This window comes from Pseudomonas sp. Sample_23, assembly GCF_004307595.1.
Classification (GTDB): Bacteria; Pseudomonadota; Gammaproteobacteria; order Pseudomonadales; family Pseudomonadaceae; genus Aquipseudomonas; species Aquipseudomonas atacamensis.
Genome location: NZ_RCNX01000039.1, coordinates 32,956 through 53,145 on the forward strand (window position 1 = coordinate 32,956; position 20,190 = coordinate 53,145).

Genomic DNA, 20,190 nt, shown 5'->3' on the forward strand with positions numbered 1-20,190 from the left:
GGCCTCATTCCTATCAAGAAACTTCCGGTCTCGAAATTTTGTCTAACACATCGATATGTTCGTTTACAACGTCTGTCCAATTACGTTTGGACAGCGCTTCATAAACTCCTTTTTGAACATCGAGCAACTCATCACGATTCAGAATACCCCACTGAATGCGGTCAGCGATATCCTTCCAATCATAGGGATTGAAAAAGGTCAATTTTTGTAGATCAGAGTCTACCAACACTTCTTCCGTAACAGGGATACGAGCCATGACCACGGGCGTGGCGACAGACAGCGCCTCACTGAAAGTAAATGGGCATCCTCCTTCGCTCAAGCTCGGATTAACAGCCAGATCTGCTAACTTGTAACACGCTGCCAACTCCTGAACGGTCAATCCATGCACGCAAAGAACGTCATTCTCCAGGTAATTATCCCGAATGAATTCCCTGACCTCCGGAAAACCATCAGCATGGCCCGTCAGTATCAGCTTATGGCGAATAAAATCGTTACGAATAAGGTACTTGTAAGCCTTCAGCAAGGAAATTACATTTTTATTCGGCCGAAACTGGCTAGCATAGAAAATAAACTTTGCATCAGCATTGGAAAAAGTCGATGAATATGAATAATTAGACGACTTTTTCATCACCCGCTTGAAAAGGGTTTTGCAATAGTTTTTAGAGGTGATTTCTACATCGGAAAAGCCATTGACGGTTACCCAACTACTTAAATCATTAGGCGCGTGATAAACCACTGAAATATTCGAAGGTTTTACAGCATACCTTTCAACGAGAGTATCCCATTTGACACTTTCACTATAAGTGACAAAATGCTCCCCTCCATGAATTGCAGCCTCTACTCTTTCATAGACTTGCAGAAACCTTTCACCCCCTACCTTAGAAAATCCGATAGGAAAATCCGAAAGTACTACATCGGGCACACACATCAAGCGTGGAGCTTGAATTTTGTTAAACTCCGGCCAGAATGCTGTTGGACAATACCATGCTTTTACATCCGCCATTTTAGCAATGAGCTGTTGCATGCGATCAGACTCGACTTGCTCCAAACCACGATACAAACGAAGCACAAATTCGTCTTCCTTAGGGGCACCGATAGCCGCACGCAAGCGGTTAACTTTCCTCATTACCGGTCGCAAAGCGCGGCGTGCGACAGTTTTCAACTTCAATACAAGAGCATAAATCGGAACAAGGATCAGCAACGGACTCAATAAAAGAGCCAACAAGAACAGAGCCGCCGCTTCGCTCCCAAGTCGAAACACCCCGCTATAGGAATCGAGAGAAATCAAACGATTCTCGAAATGACTCGTCAGCTTTATTTGCCAGGTCAATAACTTTTTCGCAAGTCGCTGCTTGATACTCAGACCTTTGATTTTTCTTTTTCTGGCAGTATAGGCCTCGTAAATCTGCAAGAGCATAGGCGACTTTGGTGGAGAGATAAGTTCAAACAAGTTATGTTGAACGCCTTCACTCAGAAAAAGGTCTTGAAGTGCCTGTTTTGACCAGCTCGGGCATACCAAAACAAACTTTACGTCGTCCCGCCCAGCCGCGCCGTTAAGAAATGCAGCCAGGTACCGACCTAGACCTTCATTTCGGAGGTTCACTCCTGGAGCGTATGCCAAGTAGATTCCGAACTTTTTCATAAGCACTCCCTTATGACCTGCCAATAGGCACTCGCTAATTTATCTGTACTTTGCTCGCCCAGCACTTCACCAGACGGCAATAAATTGCGACGCTCCAAATGTGCAAGTTCCATTTCTTTGAGCTGACTTGCCATATGCTTTGGTTGGTCTGATTTCATCCAACTTAAATTCAAGGAGAACTGTTGATCGATTTCCCTCATGGCAGGGTAGTCACTACTCAATGAGGGAACACCCAGACCAGCAGCTTCAATCACGCTAAAAGTACCATTATCTATCGCGCCCGCATGCCACAAAAACGCGGCGCTGGCCAACGTACTCTGGTAATTTCGATCTGGCAGCTCACCTACAAGCTTGATGTTTCTCTTCAACAACCGACTTTGCCCGAGCAAATCAGCTAAAGACTTGAGATGCTGCGAAGAACTGTTGAACAACTCCTTGGTATTGACTCCCGTAATTTTGCATTGCAGTGTGCCGTCCAGCTCCTCATAATAAAATTTCAATGCTTTCAGAGCATTAACATGATTCTTGTGGATCGCAGTATTAGTTGTCCAGATGAAATAATTGGACGTTTCCGCATGCCCACCTTTCAAGTTGGAAAAATCGGGAGCAATCATCGGTAATTTGAAAACTTTATCAGCTGCAATACCCGCATAATTCAGAGCATCTTGCCTGGTGAATTCAGTTGTCACCAAAATTTTTGAAGCTGACCTCGCGGCATCTAAATATGATTGATCCGCACCGAACGGAAGTATCGGTACGTATCGCTGAAGGTAATCATAGATCATGAGTACCGACGGCCGCATTGGTAGTAACGGCGCTTCCAGACGATCAGATACGATGAGCCAAACATCGCAGTCTTGAAGATGATTTATGCCGTCATCGACAACCATATATCGGTTGCCTTTAGGTTCCCAGCCTTCGTGTCCAGAATATCGCATAGCCCTACGAGCCGTTGCTGCATCCAGCGACTTCCAATTAAATGGGCGTACTTTGATCTCATCTACAAGATCTGTAAACTCTTCGGCAGGATAGCTCTCGGGCTTGTCCAGGTGGAGAAAGACAATATCGGTGGGCTCACCCGCCTCGCGACTTCCTCGATATAAAGTATTTGCTAATAGTTTTGCGCCTCGAAGGCTTCCGCCTCTATATTCAACAGGAACAATGACTGCAATTTGCTTACGACGAACGGGACGATTGACGTTATCCTTTTTTACCGATTCAAGCTCTGCAAGGACTTTTTTAAATCCGTTCTGCCAAGCCTCCGCACAGTTTTGTGCTTTCATAGGCTCAAGCAAAATCATTTGTGATTCACGGATACTCTTTATAAGCCTTTGGTCGCCACTCATCAGTTGCTCTGCCTTGGCTCTCGCCTCCGCAACAGTTTTGCAACGACCAGGTAGACCAATCCCTCCCATTTTATCAAGCATACCCCCGGCCATAAATAACAAGGGCATGCCCGCGCGAATCGCCTCGAATGGATGATAATGAATATGATTGGGCTCAGTAGAATGATAAAACATCACTCTATGCTGCCTCATATTATATTCATGTTCTTCACCGGACACAAAACCGAGAACATTTTCATCAGGAACAGCAACAGGCTGTGCTCCACCTATCGTATAGCCGATATCCGAAAAGTCACGCACGAAGTCTTTATAGATAGTTTCGAAATAGGGGGAAGTACCAATTCGAGGACAAACGAAAAGAATCTTTCTAAGTCCACCCTCCCACAGTTCGGGAGTAGCATCCCCTTTCAAACCTACCGGAAGAAAGCAATCCCGACTGGCTAAAAAGTTCTGCTCAGAGTCTTTCAGATGCGCATAGCCAGCGCCAAACCAAAAACGCGAGCCAATAGATTTTACATTACGAACCAGTGCCTCACCGGCCTCTTCGTAAAACAATTGCGAATAAGAGTAGCCTTTCGATAGGCCAAAAACCCGAAGTATAATGGCACCGTTAAAGTGTCGCACAGCACTATGAATTTGAAGTGGAAAGAACCCAATGATTGCGACATCAAAGTGGAGATTAGCGATTCGCCAAGCCTCCTCACTTGGACTGGAATACCAATCCTGCGCATTAAGAATATCCAATTCCGACTTCGGTATCGTTAAACCGGCATCAAAACTAGAGTCAACATTCGCTGAAAGATTCCCTTCGTCATAAGGAAAGCTTTTGGGCATGAATATTTCATTCACGCCTAACGCTTTCAGCTGGTCGACTTCGAATTTTCGTAATGTTGTATGGTTAAGCAACCAAAGGACTCTTAGCGTCTTCAAAATTAATCCAGTCCATTTATAGCTTTATATTCAGCAACTGCCTCATCACATGGCCCATCAAAAACCAAGTCACCGTGATGAAAAACCAGTCCTCGGTTGCATATCGAACGTAATGCACCGAAATCGTGTGTTGCCAAAACTAAAATTTCCGCTTGTTCAATAAGGCTTGTAATACGCTCCTTGGCCTTCGCCATGAAATTCGCATCACCTGCACCGATCACCTCATCAAGGAGCAGAATATCTCCACCCACCGTGGTAGAGATCGCGAAAGCCAATCTGACCTGCATGCCCGCAGAATAGGTTTTTATCGGGTAGTCTATGAATTCACCCAGTCCTGCGAAATCAACGATTTCGTCTGCCTTTTCACGCATAAAGCGGGGGGAAAGGCCCAACAACAATCCTCGGTACAGGATATTTTCTCTGCCCGTCGCGTCAGGCTCAAAACCAAGACTCAAATCAAATAATGAACGAACCTGGCCCTCGACTTTCAGAAGACCACTCGAAACCGGATAAAGCCCGGCAACGGTTTTCAGAAAGGTACTTTTTCCTGCTCCGTTGTGCCCGAGCAACCCGACGCGCTCACCACTTTTGATTTCAACACTGATATTTTTCAGTGCATGGATATCTGCAACACTTGAGTTGTTTGTCTTTCTGCTAAACACGCTAGCCATAAGAGACTTTAATGAACGCTCTTTATAGGCAACCGACGCATAATGTAAGTTAACGTTTTCAAGCAAGATTCGGTTATTTTTCATAGGTAAAAAATCACTTTCCGTTCAGCCTTGCTGCCGATAATGATAGCTAATGCGCCAAAGAAAATCGCAGTACCAATACTGAACGCGTAGTTTTGCCACGTCGGCCACTCGCCCTGCAGTAACGGAGCGCGTATCAACTGCAACAGGTGATATATCGGATTGTAATCGACCAATGCATGCAGCCCGCCATTCTTGAACATCTTGGCTTCGAAATATACCGGAGAGATGAACCACAACGACTGCATCACCAACCCTAGCGCATGCGGGATATCACGAAACCGGGTACTAACATAAGACAACAATGTAGATACAGGCCAAGCGATGAGCGCAAGAATGGGGAATATGGTAAATGAGGCCAACCAACTCCAACCAATATTTTGCGGAAGAACTATGGCGACCCAGCCATACAACGAGATACTGGCCAACATCAAAACAATGGCACTCCCGACCACGGTTCTGAGAGTATATATTGCCAACGGATGGTTACACTGCTTGATATAAGCATCCGCCTGAACAAATGACAATGAGCCTGCAACTGTATTGGCGGAAATATATTCCCAGACTATGATCCCGGAGAGAATATATGGTGCGTAGGTAACAATGTCTGTATTAAAAAGCTTGCTAAACACTAGCGTCAGCAGCAAGGTCAACCCGAGCGGTTGGATAATTGACCAGGTCATCCCGAAAAAAGAACGCCTCCACCTTGATCTAAGATCAGCCAGAGAAAGGTGAATCCAGAAATACCGGGCAGCCCATACACGAGAAAAATAGGAAAACATCACTTTACCTGAGTAAATATATTAAATTCAAAAATTCAGTTTGAACTTGATTTTCTGAATTTCATTTGGCAATCGGGGCTGGATTCCCAACCCCGATTTCCCGCATTTTAGTCGGCGAAGTAGCTTCGAATTTCGTCCGCTACCTGCTGCACCTGATCGCGGCTCAGGGTCGGGTAACTCGGAAGGTTCATTCCTCGCGAGCTAAGGTCCTGCGCTACCGCAAAGGTTTCCTCCGTCTTGCAGTGCGGCATGTTATGAGCAGGAGCGAAAAGAGGGCGTGTCTCAATGCCCTTGTTCTTCAAATGGTCCCGCAATGCTTGACGCTGACTCGGATCATCCAACAGTACTGAACACATCCAGTAGGAGTGACGGGTACCTGGCTGCTCTGCATGCATCTGCAGCGGAAGCCCTTCGAGCGCTTCGCGATACCAATCCGCAACCTGCCGCTTAAGAGTGATGATCTCGTCTGCACGCTCCAGTTGGGCAAGGCCAATGGCTGCGCAGATGTTGGTCATCCGATAGTTGAAGGCCAACTCGTCATGCCAGTACTCGCGGGTTTTGGACACGCCTTGACTTTTAAGATGACAAGCTCGCTCGTGAATATCCTTGTTCTTGGACACCACCATTCCACCTTCGCCGGTGGTGATAGTCTTGTTTCCGAAGAAACTGAACGTAGCGACATCTCCAAAAGTCCCTACATGCTGATCTTTGTAGAGAGAGCCGAAGGCCTCTGCACAGTCTTCGATCAGCAGCAGATTATGCTCTTTGCACAGAGCAACCACCTCATCCATGTCACATGCCAGACCGTACAAGTGCACGACCATGACGGCCTTGGTTTTAGGTGTAATGCGGCTTCGGATGTCAGGGACGCTGACGTTCCAGGTATCCGCCAGGGATTCAGCGTAAACGACGCTGGCCCCGGTTTGCATGATGGTGTTGACCGACGCCACGTAAGTGAGCGTTGGAACAATCACCTCATCACCAGGCCCAAGCCCCAAAGCCGCCATTGCCAAGTGCAGGGCAACAGTGCCATTGCTCACCGTGGTCGCATGTTCGGCACCGATGTATCGGGCAAACTCGTTTTCAAAGCGGGAGATAAATTCTCCGCGGGAGGAAATCCAAGTCGAATCAAGACACTGGTTTACATATTCCTTTTCGCGACCGCCCAGAAAGGGCTGATATACCGGTATCATCCCAGCCCCCTTATTCCTGGCCCTTGAAATATTTAAAGCCGTGTTCAGCGACCAGTTTGTCGCGTTTGGCTTCACTTAGATCTTCACGCATCATTTCCTCTACCAGCTCAGCGAAGGTTGTACGTGGTACCCAGCCCAATTTTTCTTTGGCTTTGCTTGGGTCACCCAAAAGTGTCTCGACTTCGGCCGGACGGAAATAACGTGGGTCGACGGCAACGATGCACTTGTTGGTTGCGACGTCGTACCCTTTCTCGTCTACACCCTGGCCTTCCCAGCGAATCTTGATATCGATCTCTTTCGCTGCAACTTCAACAAACTCCCGAACGGAATGCTGTTCACCGGTCGCGATCACAAAGTCGTCGGGCGTTTCTTGCTGGAGCATAAGCCATTGCATTTCCACGTAATCACGGGCATGACCCCAGTCACGCAGGGCATCCATGTTACCGAGGTACAGGCAGTCTTGCAGACCGACCTTGATACGTGCCAAGGCGCGTGTGATCTTACGAGTTACGAAGGTTTCGCCGCGGATCGGAGATTCGTGATTAAAGAGAATACCGTTACAGGCATACATGCCATAAGACTCACGATAGTTCACGGTGATCCAATAGGCGTACATCTTGGCGACGGCGTATGGAGAGCGGGGATAGAAAGGCGTGGTTTCTTTCTGAGGAATTTCCTGCACCAGACCATAAAGCTCGGAGGTGGATGCCTGATAGAACTTGGTCTTCTTTTCAAGACCGGCGATTCGGATGGCTTCAAGGATGCGCAGTGTACCCATGGCATCAGTGTCAGCAGTGTATTCAGGTGATTCGAACGAAACAGCTACGTGGCTTTGCGCCCCGAGATTGTAAACTTCATCTGGCTGTACTTCTTGCACGATGCGAATCAAGCTGCTCGAATCGGTCAGGTCGCCGTAATGCAGATTCAGATCATAGCCTTTCTTATGCGGGTCATGGTAAAGATGGTCAATACGGTGAGTATTGAACAACGAAGCACGGCGCTTGATACCGTGTACCGAATAACCTTTCTTAAGCAGGAACTCAGCAAGGTAAGCACCATCTTGACCAGTAATACCCGTAATCAACGCTACTTTCTTGTCGCTCATTTTTTCACCAATTTAAATTAATCAATCGAACAGTATGTCTCTATCAGAGAGCCAACTTATTGCTGCCCCTCACCTTCCTTCTGGAAGTGAGAATCGTTTTATCATTCCATATATCTACTGTTCAGCAGCCCCTCGATTTCTTTGACTTTCAACGCCACAAGCGCTGGATCCCCTCTGCTTTCCACATTCAACCTCAACAGAGGTTCTGTGTTCGAACCTCGGAGATTAAATCGCCAGTCGGAAAACTCCAGACCGACGCCATCGGTTTGATCAAGATGAGGCCCTTGAGGCAAATAATGTGCGAGAACCTCCTCCAGCGCCGCAGATACATCATCGACTCGGTAATTGATTTCACCGCTACACGGATAGGCGGCGACGCGCTCATCAACAAGCTGGGCCAGGTTTTTTCCCGACGCAGACATCAATGCGGTTACCAACAGCCAGGGAATCATGCCGCTGTCACAATAGGCGAAATCCCGGAAGTAATGGTGCGCGCTCATCTCACCGCCGTAGATTGCATCCTCCATACGCATGCGCTCTTTTATGAAGGCGTGGCCGGTCTTGCATTGTACTGAAACGCCGCCCGCCAATCGAACCTGATCGATCGTGTTCCAGGTCAACCTCGGATCATGGATAATCTTCGAGCCGGGGTGTTTCTTGAGCAGCATTTCTGCCAGCAGACCAACCAGGTAATAGCCCTCAATGAAGCGCCCTTCCTGGTCGAAAAAAAAGCAACGATCGAAGTCACCATCCCACGCGATTCCCAAATCACAGCCGTTTGCCAACAACGCTTGGCGTGTCAGCGTGCGGTTTTCCGGAAGAAGGGGATTGGGTACACCGTTGGGGAAATGACCGTCTGGCTCGGCGTTGATGATCACCCATTCGAATGGCAATTTTTTCACCAATTCCTGTAGCACGGGGCCCGCAGCGCCATTGCCGGGATCAGCAAGTATTTTCAGCGGGCTGAGATCCGCCACATTTACATAACTTAAAAGATGTTCGACGTAGGCTGTCTTATCCAGTTCGAAACGCAGTTCGCCCGCAGTTGCAGCCAGAGCTCCCAAATCGCCACTTTCCACACGGGAACGTATGGCATTGAGTCCTGTATCGCCGCTGATCGGTCGAGATTCAGACTTTACAAGCTTCATCCCGTTGTAACCCTTGGGATTGTGACTGGCAGTGATCATCACTCCACCATCCGCCTTGAACGCGCTGGTTGCAAAGTAGACTTCCTCAGTTCCGCACAACCCGATATCGATGACGTTCGCACCCGCATCCAGCAATCCACGCGTCATCGCCTCTGCCAGCATTGGGCTTTCGAGCCGCATATCACGCCCCAGCACGATGCTTTGGCCTTGCAGCTCGCTAACCATCGCCCGGCCTATTCGGTAAGCCACATCGGCATTGAGGTCCGACGGCACCTGGCCACGAATGTCATAGGCTTTGAAACACTGGGTATTGATCGGGATATTCATACCGCTCTCTTGCTGAGGTATGTGGGGGCGAAGCCCATTTAACGGCTACGCACGCTCGCCACGATGAAAATGAATCAGAACCAGGCCGAATGCAAAAAAGCCCGGCCGATGGAAACCTCACCGACCTGACTTGCCTATGCCGAAGTACTGTTAATTATCGACGCGGCCGTAATTATCTTCGAAACGAACGATATCGTCCTCGCCAAGATAGTCACCACTTTGCACTTCAATCATCACCAGGTCTATGACGCCGGGGTTCATCAAACGGTGCTGATGACCAGCACGAATGAACGTGGACTCGTTGGTGTTCAGCATCAACTCCTGCTGGTCGTTGATGACCTTGGCCATCCCACTGACGACGATCCAGTGTTCGCTTCTGTGATGATGCATCTGCAAGGACAACGAAGCCTTCGGTTTCACCACAATGCGTTTGATTTTGAAGCGCTCGCCGTTCTCCAGGGTTGTGTAGGTTCCCCAAGGGCGATGCACGGTACGGTGGAGCAAATGAACCGTGTGGCTGGCCGCCTTGAGCTGATTGACGATATGTTTTACATCTTGGGCATGATCTTTATGGGCGATCATCACCGCGTCCGGGGTATCGATGACCAGCAAGTCTTCAACACCCACCAGCGCAGTCAGCCGATCTTCACTGTTCACGTAGTTATTGCGGGAATTGTGGGACAACACCTCGCCTTCAAAACGGTTGCCGTTTTCATCAGCCTCGGTCAGCTCACTGACAGCGTTCCAGGAACCGATGTCACTCCAACCGATATCACAAGGAATGGTCGCTACTTTGGAGGAGCGCTCCATCAATGCGTAATCGATGGAGATGTCCGGAACCTCTGCGAATGCATCAGCATCGAGTGCCAGGCAACGATATTTGTCAGAGGAAGTGAGGCGCGAACGTTCAATGGTTTTGCTGACGGCTGCCAATACGTCCGGGGCATGCTGAAGAAGTTCTTCCAGAACAGTGCCGACCCGGAAGCAGAACATTCCGGAGTTCCAGTAGTAGTTGCCTGCACTGACGTAGCCTTCAGCGGTTTCAAGATTGGGCTTTTCGACGAAGCGCGCTACCTTCAGGCCATCTTTCAGAGGTGCATCTTTCTGCGCTTCGATGTACCCGAACCCTGTTTCAGGATAGGTCGGCTGAATACCGAAGGTTACCAGCCAGCCTTCGGCGGCAAGCACTACCGCATTGGCTACTGCCGCAGCGAATGCTGTTTCATCTTTTATCAGGTGGTCTGCCGCCAGCACCAGCATTTGGGCATCCGGGCCATGGGTGGCTTCCAGTTGAAGCGCTGCGGCAGCAACGGCGGCAGCTGTATTGCGTCCGAAAGGCTCAAGAATGAAACCCTGGGAGTGTTTAAGCGTACTGACTGCGCCGTACTCGTCTTCGGTCTTGAACAGGAGTTCTCGGTTGGTCACCGTAAGAACCTCCACAACCCCTTCCAGACGCGAAGCTCGAAGGAAGGTTTTCTGGATCAGATTCTGGCCATCTGGCAGATCCATGAACGGCTTTGGATGGGCCTCTCGAGAAACGGGCCACAACCGGCTACCCACTCCGCCAGACAAAATTACGGGAATCAGTTCCATGCTCTATATCCTTAATCCCCTCCTGGCAGACATGTCCAGAAAGCGGGGCTCATTTATGTTTCCCTGCATCGTAATCGTTACAATTTTTTGTTGGAAACGACTGCAGGGTGGCAGTTCAACTTCGACCTGAACCCATCGGCTTTATACCTGGCGCCTCTTGGATTGACCTCATTTACCACTTGTCGGAAGCCTTTCCTTGAAAGGTAAAACGGGTCAATCGACATTCAGGTGCGATGATGGATTGGGTCTGATAATTCTGCACGCCATTCTACAGGTAATACCGGGATTTAATAACTCATGCAGGGGACCGAAGACAAAAATCCTTTGAAATGAAGCAAGTGTTTCAAGCGCAACACATCAAAATAACATCACCACCAATATCAATCAGATCTCAACGGCCGGTTAGCTCCAACAGTTTCCCCAAGTAATGCCCATAGCCGGTCTTTCCGAGGCGCTGTGCCTGAGCAGCCAACTCAGCGGCGGAAATCCACCCGCTGCTGTAAGCGATCTCTTCCAGGCAGGCAACTTTCAGACCCTGACGCTTCTCAATGGTATGCACAAAGTGGCTCGCCTCCAGCAATGAATCATGAGTACCGGTATCCAGCCAGGCGAAGCCGCGACCGAGTATTTCGACGTTGAGGGCTTGCTGCTCGAGGTACGCACGGTTGACGTCAGTAATTTCCAGCTCGCCGCGCGCAGAGGGCTTGATATTTTTAGCGATCTCGACCACTTGGTTGTCGTAGAAGTACAGGCCGGTGACCACGTAGCTGGATTTAGGCTTCAGCGGCTTTTCTTCGATGCTCAAGGCTCGGCCGGAAGCGTCAAATTCGACTACACCAAAGCGCTCCGGGTCGGAAACGTGATAGCCGAATATGGTCGCGCCGTGTTCTTGAGCACTGGCGGAACGCAGATTGTCCGAGAAATGCTGGCCGTAGAAGATGTTGTCTCCCAGGATCAGGCAGCAAGGATCCTTGCCGATGAATTCCTCGCCAATGATGAAGGCTTGTGCCAGACCGTCCGGGCTAGGCTGCTCGGCGTAGGCCAGCTTGATGCCGTACAGACTGCCGTCACCCAGCAATTTTTGAAAATTTGGCAAGTCTTCCGGCGTGGAAATAATCAGGATTTCGCGTATACCGGCGAGCATCAGCACCGACAGCGGATAAAAGATCATCGGCTTGTCGTAGATCGGTAGCATCTGCTTGGACACGCCGAGGGTCAACGGATGCAGACGAGTGCCCGAGCCGCCAGCGAGGATGATGCCTTTGCGATTTAACGTGGTCATTTATGCAGCACTTCCATAAGCATTCGGGTGACACCAATTCGCCAATCCGGCAAATGTAGAGAAAAATTGTCACGCAGCTTCTGAGTATTCAACCGGGAGTTCAGAGGACGACGGGCCGCTGTTGGGTAAGCCGCTGTGACTATCGGGGTGATCTCCGTGACGGCGAGCTCTTCGCCATTGGCCCTGGCAAAACCGATCACATGGCTGGCGTAGCCGTACCAGGATACTTCGCCGGCGGCGGCCAGGTGATACAGGCCTGCCAGTTGAGGGCGCTGCAAGACTTGCTGAATGGCCAACGCCGTCACGTCGGCAATCAGATCTGCGCCGGTCGGGGCGCCGATCTGGTCGGCGATGACATTCAAGGTGGCATGCCCCTTGGCCTGACGCAGCATGATCTTGGCAAAATTGTTGCCGCGCGCGCCATAGACCCAGCTGGTGCGAAAGATCAGGTGCTTGCAGCCTGAGACAGCGATCGCTTGCTCGCCGGCCAGTTTGCTCGCGCCGTAGTGATTCACCGGGGCGACGGCATCGGTCTCTTGCCATGGCTTCAGGCCTTCACCGCTGAACACGTAGTCGGTGGAGTAGTGAATCAACCAGGCGCCTGAAGAGGCAGCCTCTTCAGCCATGACTTGACTTGCCTGGACGTTCACTCGGTCGGACAGCTCTGTCTCGGATTCAGCTTTATCGACGGCGGTGTAGGCCGCAGCGTTGACGATGACCTTGGGTTTCACCTGTCGGATCGCTGCACGCAGTGCATCGAGGTCAGACAGGTCGCCACTCAAACCATCAACTGGGTGACGGTCCAGCGCGACCAACTCGCCAAGCGGCGCAAGGGAGCGTTGCAGCTCCCAGCCCACCTGGCCGTTTTTTCCCAACAACAGGATTTTCATGCATTGTCCGAACGAGTCATGTAGTTCTGGTTGATCCATTGCTGGTAGCTGCCACTCTTCACGTGAGCCACCCACTCAGCATTGTTGAGATACCACTCGACGGTTTTGCGGATACCGGTTTCAAAAGTTTCTTCCGGCGTCCAGCCCAGCTCGCGTTGAATTTTGCTGGCGTCGATAGCGTAACGCTGGTCGTGACCCGGGCGATCCTGTACGTGAGTGATCAGGCTGGCGTGTGGACAATGAGCGGAGTCTGGACGCAGTTCGTCGAGCAGCGCACACAGGGTATGCACCACTTCAATGTTTTGCCTCTCATTATGACCGCCAATGTTATAGGTCTCGCCGATTACGCCTTCGGTCACAACCTTGTAAAGTGCGCGGGCATGATCTTCGACGTACAGCCAATCACGAACCTGATTGCCTTTGCCATACACCGGCAGCGGCTTGCCTTCGAGTGCGTTAAGAATGATCAGCGGGATCAGTTTCTCAGGGAAGTGGCATGGGCCGTAGTTGTTCGAGCAGTTGGTAACCAGTGTCGGCAGGCCATAAGTGCGGGCCCAGGCACGAACCAAGTGGTCGGAGCTTGCCTTGCTGGCCGAGTAAGGCGAGCTTGGCTGGTAAGGCGTGGTTTCGGTGAACAGGTCTTCCGGACCTTCCAGGTCTCCGTAAACTTCGTCAGTCGAAATATGGTGGAAGCGGAAGTTGGCTTTGCGCGTGTCTTCCAGCGCAGCCCAGTAGTGGCGCGCAGCTTCGAGCAGCGTGTAGGTCCCGATGATATTGGTCTGAATGAACTCGGACGGGCCGGAGATCGAGCGATCGACGTGGGATTCTGCCGCGAGGTGCATGATGGCATCGGGCTGGTGTTCACGCAGGACACGGTCGATCTGATCACGATCGCAGATGTCGACGCGCTCGAAGGCGTAACGCGAATTCTGGCTGACTTCTGCCAAAGACTCCAGATTACCAGCGTACGTCAGCTTATCAACGTTAACCACCGCATCGGAAGTGTTGGCGATGATGTGACGGATGACTGCCGAGCCTATGAACCCGGCGCCGCCGGTAACGAGAATTTTCACGTAAAACGATACCCTTGAGCTGCGAACAGCGCTGCCAGCAAGCGCGGTCTAATCCATGAATGCAAAAGCCACCATCAGTTGGCATCCGTCAGAGTCAGGCTGAATCAATATGCATCAGACTCGATCGACAAGAGACGCATTTTTACAGCTTAATGATGCTTTTACTAATGGATAAAGACAGGCTGAGGCGCAATTTCGACAGATGCCGTGCGCCTGTCGCCTTTAGACCAGTCGCTTGCGTCCCGCTCTGGACGAACGTCCAAGAAACCAGCCCAAAATTGGACCGATGAGCATGCCGATCAGCAACGCCAGCACCGCAACAACCGACACCGGCAACTGCGGGCCGGAAAAACCCAGAAACAAAAGCGAAACCGATTGCTGGTTTTCCAGCACAAACGCTAGGACAACCAGAACCACCAGCAGAAGAAAAACGCCAACCAGTATGCGTTTCAGGTTACGCATTCACGCCCCCTTGAATTTGAATAGCGAAGATCAAGCGCCCTCCTCCTCTTCCTCATTCACGCGGTCACGCAATTCTTTACCCGGCTTGAAGTGCGGAACGAATTTACCGTCCAGACTTACCGACTGGCCGGTCTTTGGATTGCGACCAACGCGCGGTGCGCGGTAGTGCAGGGAGAAGCTGCCAAATCCACGGATCTCGATACGATCACCAGTGGCGAGGCACTGAGACATTTGTTCAAGCATGGTCTTGATGGCCAGCTCCACATCCTTGGATGAGAGTAGCCCTTGATGGGTGACAATTCGTTCGATCAACTCCGACTTCGTCATATTTTTCCCTTCTTTTTCAAGCAGCTAGATCAGCGCTTGAAAGGTTTTAGCATGCCCGGAAGATTTTGAACAGCCCAGGGATTGACATATCTTTCCCGGGGTCAAAACGCCCATTTTCAGGGCACTCCAGTGGCGAGTCGGATCGCCGCTGCCCTAACGACACATCACCAGCATGGTCCGGGTCACGAAGCCCGCCGGATTGAAGCCAAACGGGTATTCGTCTTCATCTTTGGCATCGTCAGAGCGGGTGATGACCTTGTAGCCCTTGCCTTTGCATTCCTTGGCCGCACGCTTCTGACACTTCTCCCAACCGGAACCAAGCCCAGAGCAATCGACCTCGATACCACTGACGCCGCGCACCGCATGGGTTTTCGCACTGGTGGTGCACCCTGCCAGCGCCAAGACCACTGCAACAACAAGTAACTTGTTCATCCACTTCCTTATGCCAGGCAAGCCTGACGACTAATGCTCAAGATCAAGCTTAGTCGCGAATAGGCGATTGATCCGATTAAAGAAACAGACCCGCAGCCGAAGCTATTGGTTTCATGCACGGACGTACAAAGACCAAATCGCAGGCACAAAAAAGGGCGACCGAAGTCGCCCTTTTTAATGATCAACCAGAACTCAGTTCTGTTTGGCCATTGCTTGACGCAGCAGTGCCGCCATAGTGGTGTCAGCTGCTTCGCCTTCCGGAGCTGCTTTCAGGCTCTGGATGGCTTCTTTCTCTTCAGCGTCGTCTTTCGACTTGATCGAGAGCTGGATTACGCGGCTCTTGCGGTCAACGCTGATGATCTTGGCTTCAACTTCCTGGCCTTCTTTCAGAACGTTGCGCGCGTCTTCAACGCGGTCACGGCTGATTTCGGAGGCTTTCAGGGTAGCTTCGATGTCGTCGGCCAGAACGATGATGGCGCCTTTGGCGTCAACTTCTTTCACGGTACCGGTCACGATAGCGCCCTTGTCGTTAACCGAGACGTACTCGGAGAACGGATCGCTTTCCAGTTGCTTGATGCCCAGAGAGATGCGCTCGCGCTCTGGGTCAACCGACAGGATGACGGTGTCCAGCTCGTCGCCCTTCTTGAAACGACGTACGGCTTCTTCGCCCACTTCGTTCCAGGAGATGTCGGACAAGTGAACCAGACCGTCGATGCCGCCGTCCAGACCAATGAAGATACCGAAATCGGTGATCGACTTGATGGTGCCGGAGATCTTGTCGCCCTTGTTGAACTGGCCAGAGAAGTCTTCCCATGGGTTCGACTTGCACTGTTTGATGCCCAGGGAGATACGACGACGCTCTTCGTCGATGTCCAGAACCATGACTTCCACTTCGTCGCCGACTTGTACGACTTTCGAAGGGTGGATGTTCTTGTTGGTCCAGTCCATTTCCGAAACGTGTACCAGACCTTCAACGCCTTCTTCCAGCTCAGCGAAGCAGCCGTAGTCGGTCAGGTTGGTTACACGAGCGGTAACGCGAGTGCCTTCTGGGTAACGGGCTTTGATAGCAACCCATGGATCTTCGCCCAGTTGCTTCAGGCCCAGGGAAACACGGTTGCGTTCGCGATCGTATTTCAGAACCTTGACGTCGATTTCGTCACCAACGTTGACGATCTCGGAAGGATGCTTGATGCGCTTCCAGGCCATGTCGGTGATGTGCAGCAGGCCGTCCACGCCACCCAGATCGACGAATGCGCCGTAATCGGTGAGGTTTTTGACGATACCTTTGACTTGCTGGCCTTCCTGCAGGGATTCCAGCAGAGCTTCACGCTCGGCGGAGTTCTCGGCTTCGAGGACGCTGCGACGGGAAACGACAACGTTGTTGCGCTTCTGGTCCAGCTTGATGACCTTGAATTCCAGCTCTTTGCCTTCCAGGTGCGTGGTGTCGCGCACTGGACGGACGTCAACCAGGGAACCTGGCAGGAACGCACGGATGCCGTTAACGTCGACAGTGAAGCCGCCTTTAACCTTACCGTTGATAACGCCCTTGACCACTTCCTCGGCTGCGAAGGCTGCTTCCAGAACGATCCAGCATTCAGCGCGCTTGGCTTTTTCACGGGACAGCTTGGTTTCGCCAAAGCCGTCTTCAACCGAATCCAGAGCAACGTGAACTTCATCACCAACGTTGATGTTCAGTTCGCCAGCATCGTTGTAGAACTGCTCAAGCGGGATGAGTGCTTCAGACTTCAGACCAGCGTGAACGGTTACCCAGCGAGCCTGGTAATCGATATCAACGATAACACCGGTGATGATGGAGCCTGCCTGAAGGTTCAGGGTTTTCAGGCTTTCTTCAAAGAGTTCCGCAAAGCTTTCGCTCATTTTAATTCCTGTAGATGAGGGCGAAGTAAACGCCCATCTCCACACCCCAGACGGTGTGGGTTAGTTTCATTTAAAAGAAGCACCGCAGGACTATGACTGGTCCCCTGCGGCCCTCTTGGTCACCCGGCGATATCGCGAATGGCGATCTCGCTCATGATGCGTTCAAGCACCTGATCGATGGAAAGCTCCGTTGAATCCAGCTGAATCGCGTCGGCCGCCGGCTTGAGCGGGGCTACTGCGCGCTGGGTGTCACGCTCATCGCGTGCACGGATCTCATCTAGCAGACTCGACAGACTAACACCCTCGACTTTGCCCTTCAACTGCAAATATCGACGGCGCGCCCGTTCCTCGGCACTGGCGGTGAGGAAAATCTTCAGTGGTGCATCCGGAAAAACCACCGTACCCATGTCGCGGCCGTCGGCCACCAGCCCCGGCGCTTCCTGGAACGCACGCTGGCGCTGCAGCAGCGCCTCGCGCACAGCGGGCAGCGCAGCCACTTGCGAGGCGCCGGAACCGACACTTTCGGTGCGAATGACATCGCTGACTTCGTCGCCCTCGAGAATGATCCGCTGCAGCTGACCTTCGGTCGCGGCGATGAATTGCACATCCAGATGAGCGGCCAATGTCTTCAGCAGCTCTTCATTGGTCAGGTCGACGCCATGGTTGTGCGCAGCAAACGCGAGCAAGCGATAAAGCGCACCGGAATCCAGCAGGTTCCAGCCCAGACGCTTGGCCAGAATCCCGGCGACCGTGCCTTTGCCGGAGCCGCTTGGCCCATCGATGGTGATGACCGGTGCAATGTTTTTCACGACTGAGCCTCTTGTGCCACACGAATGCCGACTTGCCCGCACAGCGCGAGGAAGTTGGGGAACGAGGTCGCGACGTTGGCGCAATCATGGATGCGGATCGGTGCGGTAGCGCGCAACGAGGCGACGCTGAAAGCCATGGCGATACGGTGGTCGCCGTGACCATGCACTTCACCGCCGCCGATCTGGCCGCCGTCGATGATGATGCCGTCCGGGGTCGGTTCGCACTTGACGCCCAGCGCCAGCAAACCGTCCGCCATGACCTGAATCCGGTCGGATTCCTTGACCCGCAGTTCTTCAGCTCCGGTGAGCACGGTACGCCCTTCGGCGCACGCAGCAGCCACGAACAGGACCGGGAATTCGTCGATCGCCAGCGGCACCAGCGCCTCCGGAATCTCGATACCTTTGAGTTTAGCTGCCCGCACGCGCAAGTCAGCCACTGGCTCGCCGCCCACTTCACGCTGGTTTTCCAGAGTGATATCGGCGCCCATTAGCCGCAGGATATCGATCACGCCAGTACGGGTCGGGTTGATGCCGACGTGCTCGAGCACCAGCTCGGAACCCTCGGCAATCGAGGCTGCAACCAGGAAGAACGCCGACGACGAGATATCGCCCGGCACTTCGATGTGAGTCGCGGTGAGCTTGCCGCCGCACTCGACCGAAGCCGTGGCGCCGTCGACGCTGACCGGGTAGCCGAAGCCACGCAGCATGCGCTCGGTGTGATCGCGGGTCGGTGCCGGCTCGGTGACGGTGGTCTTGCCTTCAGCATAGAGACCGGCAAGCAGCAGGCAGGATTTCACCTGGGCACTGGCCATCGGCATGGTGTAGGTCAGGCCCTTGAGCTTGTGGCCACCGCGAATGGTCATCGGTGGACGACCTTCAGCAGCGGTTTCGATGACCGCGCCCATTTCCCGCAGCGGATTGGCCACGCGGTTCATCGGACGCTTGGACAGCGAAGCGTCGCCGGTCAAGGTGCTGTCGAAGTTCTGCGCCGCCAGCAGGCCAGAGAGCAGACGCATCGAGGTGCCGGAGTTGCCCAGATAGATCGGGCCCGGCGCAGGTTTCAGGCCGTGCAGACCAACACCGTGGATAGTCACGCGGCCGTGATGCGGGCCTTCGATGACCACGCCCATGTCGCGAAACGCCTGCAAGGTCGCCAGGGCGTCTTCGCCCTCGAGGAAGCCTTCGACTTCGGTGACGCCTTCGGCCAGCGAGCCGAGCATGATCGAACGGTGGGAAATCGATTTGTCACCCGGTACGCGAATCCGACCGGACAGGCGGCCACCAGGTTGAGCCAGGAAGATCAGATCGTTGGAATTCATAGCGTCCACATAGGCCCTGCGGGCCAGGATTTTACTGAAATGCTCGCGGGCAACCCGGGCGCGCGTGAAAACGCCCAATAATTGGTGCCCATCCCCTGCATCGACCGCGTCGCGCAAGGCGTCGAGGTCGCTGCGAAATGTATCGAGTGTGCGCAGGACAGCCTCGCGGTTGGCGAGGAAGATGTCGTGCCACATCACCGGGTCGCTTCCGGCGATTCTTGTGAAATCGCGAAAACCACCGGCAGCGTAACGGAAGATCTCCAGATTTTCATTGCGCTTGGCCAATGAATCGACCAGACCGAAGGCCAGCAGGTGCGGCAGATGGCTGGTCGCGGCAAGCACTTCATCGTGACGCTCGACCTGCATGTGCTCGACATCGGCGCCCAGTTCGCGCCACAGGCGATCGACCACCGCCAAGGCGGCAGGATCGGTCTGCTCAAGCGGCGTCAGGATCACCTTGTGCCGGCGGAACAGCTCGGCATTCGAGGCTTCCACCCCGCTCTGCTCGGAACCGGCAATCGGGTGCCCCGGGACGAAGCGCGCCGGCATGCCGCCGAACGCTTCAGTCGCGGCGCGCACCACGTTGCCTTTGGCACTACCGACATCCGTGAGAATCGCCTGCCCCAGATCCATGACAGCCAGACGCGCGAGCAGCTTTTCCATGGCCAGAATCGGCACCGCCAGCTGAATCACATCGGCACCGACGCAAGCAGCCGCCAAGTCGTCTTCACAGCGATCGACCACACCCAATTCGACCGCGAGCCTGCGTGATTGCGGGTCGAGATCGACGCCGACCACTTCACGGCACAGGCCGCTTTCACGCAAACCCTTGGCAAACGAACCACCGATCAACCCCAGACCGACCACCACAAGGCGACCGATCATAGGTGCAGCAGGTTG

Annotated in this window: 17 protein-coding genes; all 17 read right to left on the reverse strand. The window is 52.7% G+C overall.

Annotation, left to right across the window (positions count from 1 at the left end; all coding sequences use genetic code 11):
• Nucleotides 1-13: 13 nt before the first annotated feature.
• Nucleotides 14-1,642 carry a glycosyltransferase gene (locus D8U82_RS10155; protein WP_232245539.1) on the reverse strand — a complete coding sequence of 543 codons (1,629 nt, stop codon included), beginning with the start codon at nucleotides 1,640-1,642 and terminating at the stop codon, nucleotides 14-16.
• Nucleotides 1,639-3,894 carry a glycosytransferase gene (locus D8U82_RS10160; protein WP_241663647.1) on the reverse strand — a complete coding sequence of 752 codons (2,256 nt, stop codon included), beginning with the start codon at nucleotides 3,892-3,894 and terminating at the stop codon, nucleotides 1,639-1,641. The genes D8U82_RS10155 and D8U82_RS10160 overlap by 4 nt, the downstream gene beginning before the upstream one ends.
• Before the next feature lie 26 nt (nucleotides 3,895-3,920).
• Complete coding sequence (locus D8U82_RS10165) at nucleotides 3,921-4,673, reverse strand: ABC transporter ATP-binding protein (protein WP_125926366.1); 753 nt, start codon at nucleotides 4,671-4,673, stop codon at nucleotides 3,921-3,923.
• A complete protein-coding gene (locus tag D8U82_RS10170) occupies nucleotides 4,670-5,452 on the reverse strand; it encodes an ABC transporter permease (RefSeq protein WP_125926367.1) in 783 nt (260 codons plus the stop codon). The genes D8U82_RS10165 and D8U82_RS10170 overlap by 4 nt, the downstream gene beginning before the upstream one ends.
• 107 nt (nucleotides 5,453-5,559) lie before the next feature.
• Nucleotides 5,560-6,645, reverse strand: a complete 1,086-nt coding sequence (locus D8U82_RS10175) for a DegT/DnrJ/EryC1/StrS aminotransferase family protein (RefSeq protein WP_125926368.1) — start codon at nucleotides 6,643-6,645, stop codon at nucleotides 5,560-5,562.
• Nucleotides 6,646-6,655: 10 nt separating this feature from the next.
• Nucleotides 6,656-7,750 carry a GDP-mannose 4,6-dehydratase gene (gene gmd / locus D8U82_RS10180; protein WP_125926369.1) on the reverse strand — a complete coding sequence of 365 codons (1,095 nt, stop codon included), beginning with the start codon at nucleotides 7,748-7,750 and terminating at the stop codon, nucleotides 6,656-6,658.
• A 101-nt stretch (nucleotides 7,751-7,851) separates the two neighbouring features.
• Complete coding sequence (locus D8U82_RS10185) at nucleotides 7,852-9,225, reverse strand: phosphomannomutase (protein ID WP_125926370.1); 1,374 nt, start codon at nucleotides 9,223-9,225, stop codon at nucleotides 7,852-7,854.
• 150 nt (nucleotides 9,226-9,375) lie between these two features.
• Nucleotides 9,376-10,818 (reverse strand): mannose-1-phosphate guanylyltransferase/mannose-6-phosphate isomerase, encoded by a 1,443-nt coding sequence (locus D8U82_RS10190; protein ID WP_125926371.1) that lies wholly within the window; start codon nucleotides 10,816-10,818, stop codon nucleotides 9,376-9,378.
• Nucleotides 10,819-11,209: 391 nt separating this feature from the next.
• Nucleotides 11,210-12,100 carry a glucose-1-phosphate thymidylyltransferase RfbA gene (rfbA, locus tag D8U82_RS10195; RefSeq protein WP_125926372.1) on the reverse strand — a complete coding sequence of 297 codons (891 nt, stop codon included), beginning with the start codon at nucleotides 12,098-12,100 and terminating at the stop codon, nucleotides 11,210-11,212.
• Nucleotides 12,097-12,990 (reverse strand): dTDP-4-dehydrorhamnose reductase, encoded by an 894-nt coding sequence (gene rfbD / locus D8U82_RS10200; protein ID WP_125926373.1) that lies wholly within the window; start codon nucleotides 12,988-12,990, stop codon nucleotides 12,097-12,099. Before rfbD ends, rfbA begins: the two co-directional genes overlap by 4 nt.
• Complete coding sequence (gene rfbB, locus D8U82_RS10205) at nucleotides 12,987-14,063, reverse strand: dTDP-glucose 4,6-dehydratase (protein WP_125926374.1); 1,077 nt, start codon at nucleotides 14,061-14,063, stop codon at nucleotides 12,987-12,989. The genes rfbD and rfbB overlap by 4 nt, the downstream gene beginning before the upstream one ends.
• 222 nt (nucleotides 14,064-14,285) lie before the next feature.
• A complete protein-coding gene (locus tag D8U82_RS10210) occupies nucleotides 14,286-14,525 on the reverse strand; it encodes a LapA family protein (RefSeq protein WP_125926375.1) in 240 nt (79 codons plus the stop codon).
• A gap of 30 nt (nucleotides 14,526-14,555) precedes the next feature.
• Nucleotides 14,556-14,852, reverse strand: a complete 297-nt coding sequence (gene ihfB / locus D8U82_RS10215; RefSeq protein ID WP_007950920.1) for an integration host factor subunit beta — start codon at nucleotides 14,850-14,852, stop codon at nucleotides 14,556-14,558.
• Nucleotides 14,853-15,005: 153 nt separating this feature from the next.
• On the reverse strand, nucleotides 15,006-15,284 hold the full coding sequence (locus D8U82_RS10220) for a hypothetical protein (RefSeq protein WP_110646032.1): 279 nt from the start codon (nucleotides 15,282-15,284) through the stop codon (nucleotides 15,006-15,008).
• 192 nt (nucleotides 15,285-15,476) lie between these two features.
• Nucleotides 15,477-17,162, reverse strand: coding sequence for a 30S ribosomal protein S1 (gene rpsA, locus D8U82_RS10225; RefSeq protein WP_016770920.1), 1,686 nt, complete (start codon nucleotides 17,160-17,162; stop codon nucleotides 15,477-15,479).
• Nucleotides 17,163-17,281: 119 nt separating this feature from the next.
• On the reverse strand, nucleotides 17,282-17,971 hold the full coding sequence (gene cmk / locus D8U82_RS10230) for a (d)CMP kinase (protein ID WP_024013869.1): 690 nt from the start codon (nucleotides 17,969-17,971) through the stop codon (nucleotides 17,282-17,284).
• A complete protein-coding gene (locus D8U82_RS10235; protein WP_241668054.1) occupies nucleotides 17,968-20,175 on the reverse strand; it encodes a bifunctional prephenate dehydrogenase/3-phosphoshikimate 1-carboxyvinyltransferase in 2,208 nt (735 codons plus the stop codon). The genes cmk and D8U82_RS10235 overlap by 4 nt, the downstream gene beginning before the upstream one ends.
• Between the last annotated feature and the right edge of the window lie 15 nt (nucleotides 20,176-20,190).

Excerpts from the sequence above, each read along its gene's own strand:
- D8U82_RS10165 (WP_125926366.1), bottom strand. The coding sequence starts at position 4,673 with ATGAAAAATAACCGAATCTTGCTTGAAAACGTTAACTTACATTATGCG.
- D8U82_RS10235 (WP_241668054.1), bottom strand. The coding sequence starts at position 20,175 with ATGATCGGTCGCCTTGTGGTGGTCGGTCTGGGGTTGATCGGTGGTTCG.
- D8U82_RS10175 (WP_125926368.1), bottom strand. The coding sequence starts at position 6,645 with ATGATACCGGTATATCAGCCCTTTCTGGGCGGTCGCGAAAAGGAATAT.
- D8U82_RS10155 (WP_232245539.1), bottom strand. The coding sequence starts at position 1,642 with ATGAAAAAGTTCGGAATCTACTTGGCATACGCTCCAGGAGTGAACCTC.
- D8U82_RS10220 (WP_110646032.1), bottom strand. The coding sequence starts at position 15,284 with ATGAACAAGTTACTTGTTGTTGCAGTGGTCTTGGCGCTGGCAGGGTGC.
- D8U82_RS10210 (WP_125926375.1), bottom strand. The coding sequence starts at position 14,525 with ATGCGTAACCTGAAACGCATACTGGTTGGCGTTTTTCTTCTGCTGGTG.
- ihfB (WP_007950920.1), bottom strand. The coding sequence starts at position 14,852 with ATGACGAAGTCGGAGTTGATCGAACGAATTGTCACCCATCAAGGGCTA.
- rfbA (WP_125926372.1), bottom strand. The coding sequence starts at position 12,100 with ATGACCACGTTAAATCGCAAAGGCATCATCCTCGCTGGCGGCTCGGGC.
- rpsA (WP_016770920.1), bottom strand. The coding sequence starts at position 17,162 with ATGAGCGAAAGCTTTGCGGAACTCTTTGAAGAAAGCCTGAAAACCCTG.
- rfbD (WP_125926373.1), bottom strand. The coding sequence starts at position 12,990 with ATGAAAATCCTGTTGTTGGGAAAAAACGGCCAGGTGGGCTGGGAGCTG.
- gmd (WP_125926369.1), bottom strand. The coding sequence starts at position 7,750 with ATGAGCGACAAGAAAGTAGCGTTGATTACGGGTATTACTGGTCAAGAT.
- D8U82_RS10170 (WP_125926367.1), bottom strand. The coding sequence starts at position 5,452 with ATGTTTTCCTATTTTTCTCGTGTATGGGCTGCCCGGTATTTCTGGATT.
- D8U82_RS10190 (WP_125926371.1), bottom strand. The coding sequence starts at position 10,818 with ATGGAACTGATTCCCGTAATTTTGTCTGGCGGAGTGGGTAGCCGGTTG.
- D8U82_RS10185 (WP_125926370.1), bottom strand. The coding sequence starts at position 9,225 with ATGAATATCCCGATCAATACCCAGTGTTTCAAAGCCTATGACATTCGT.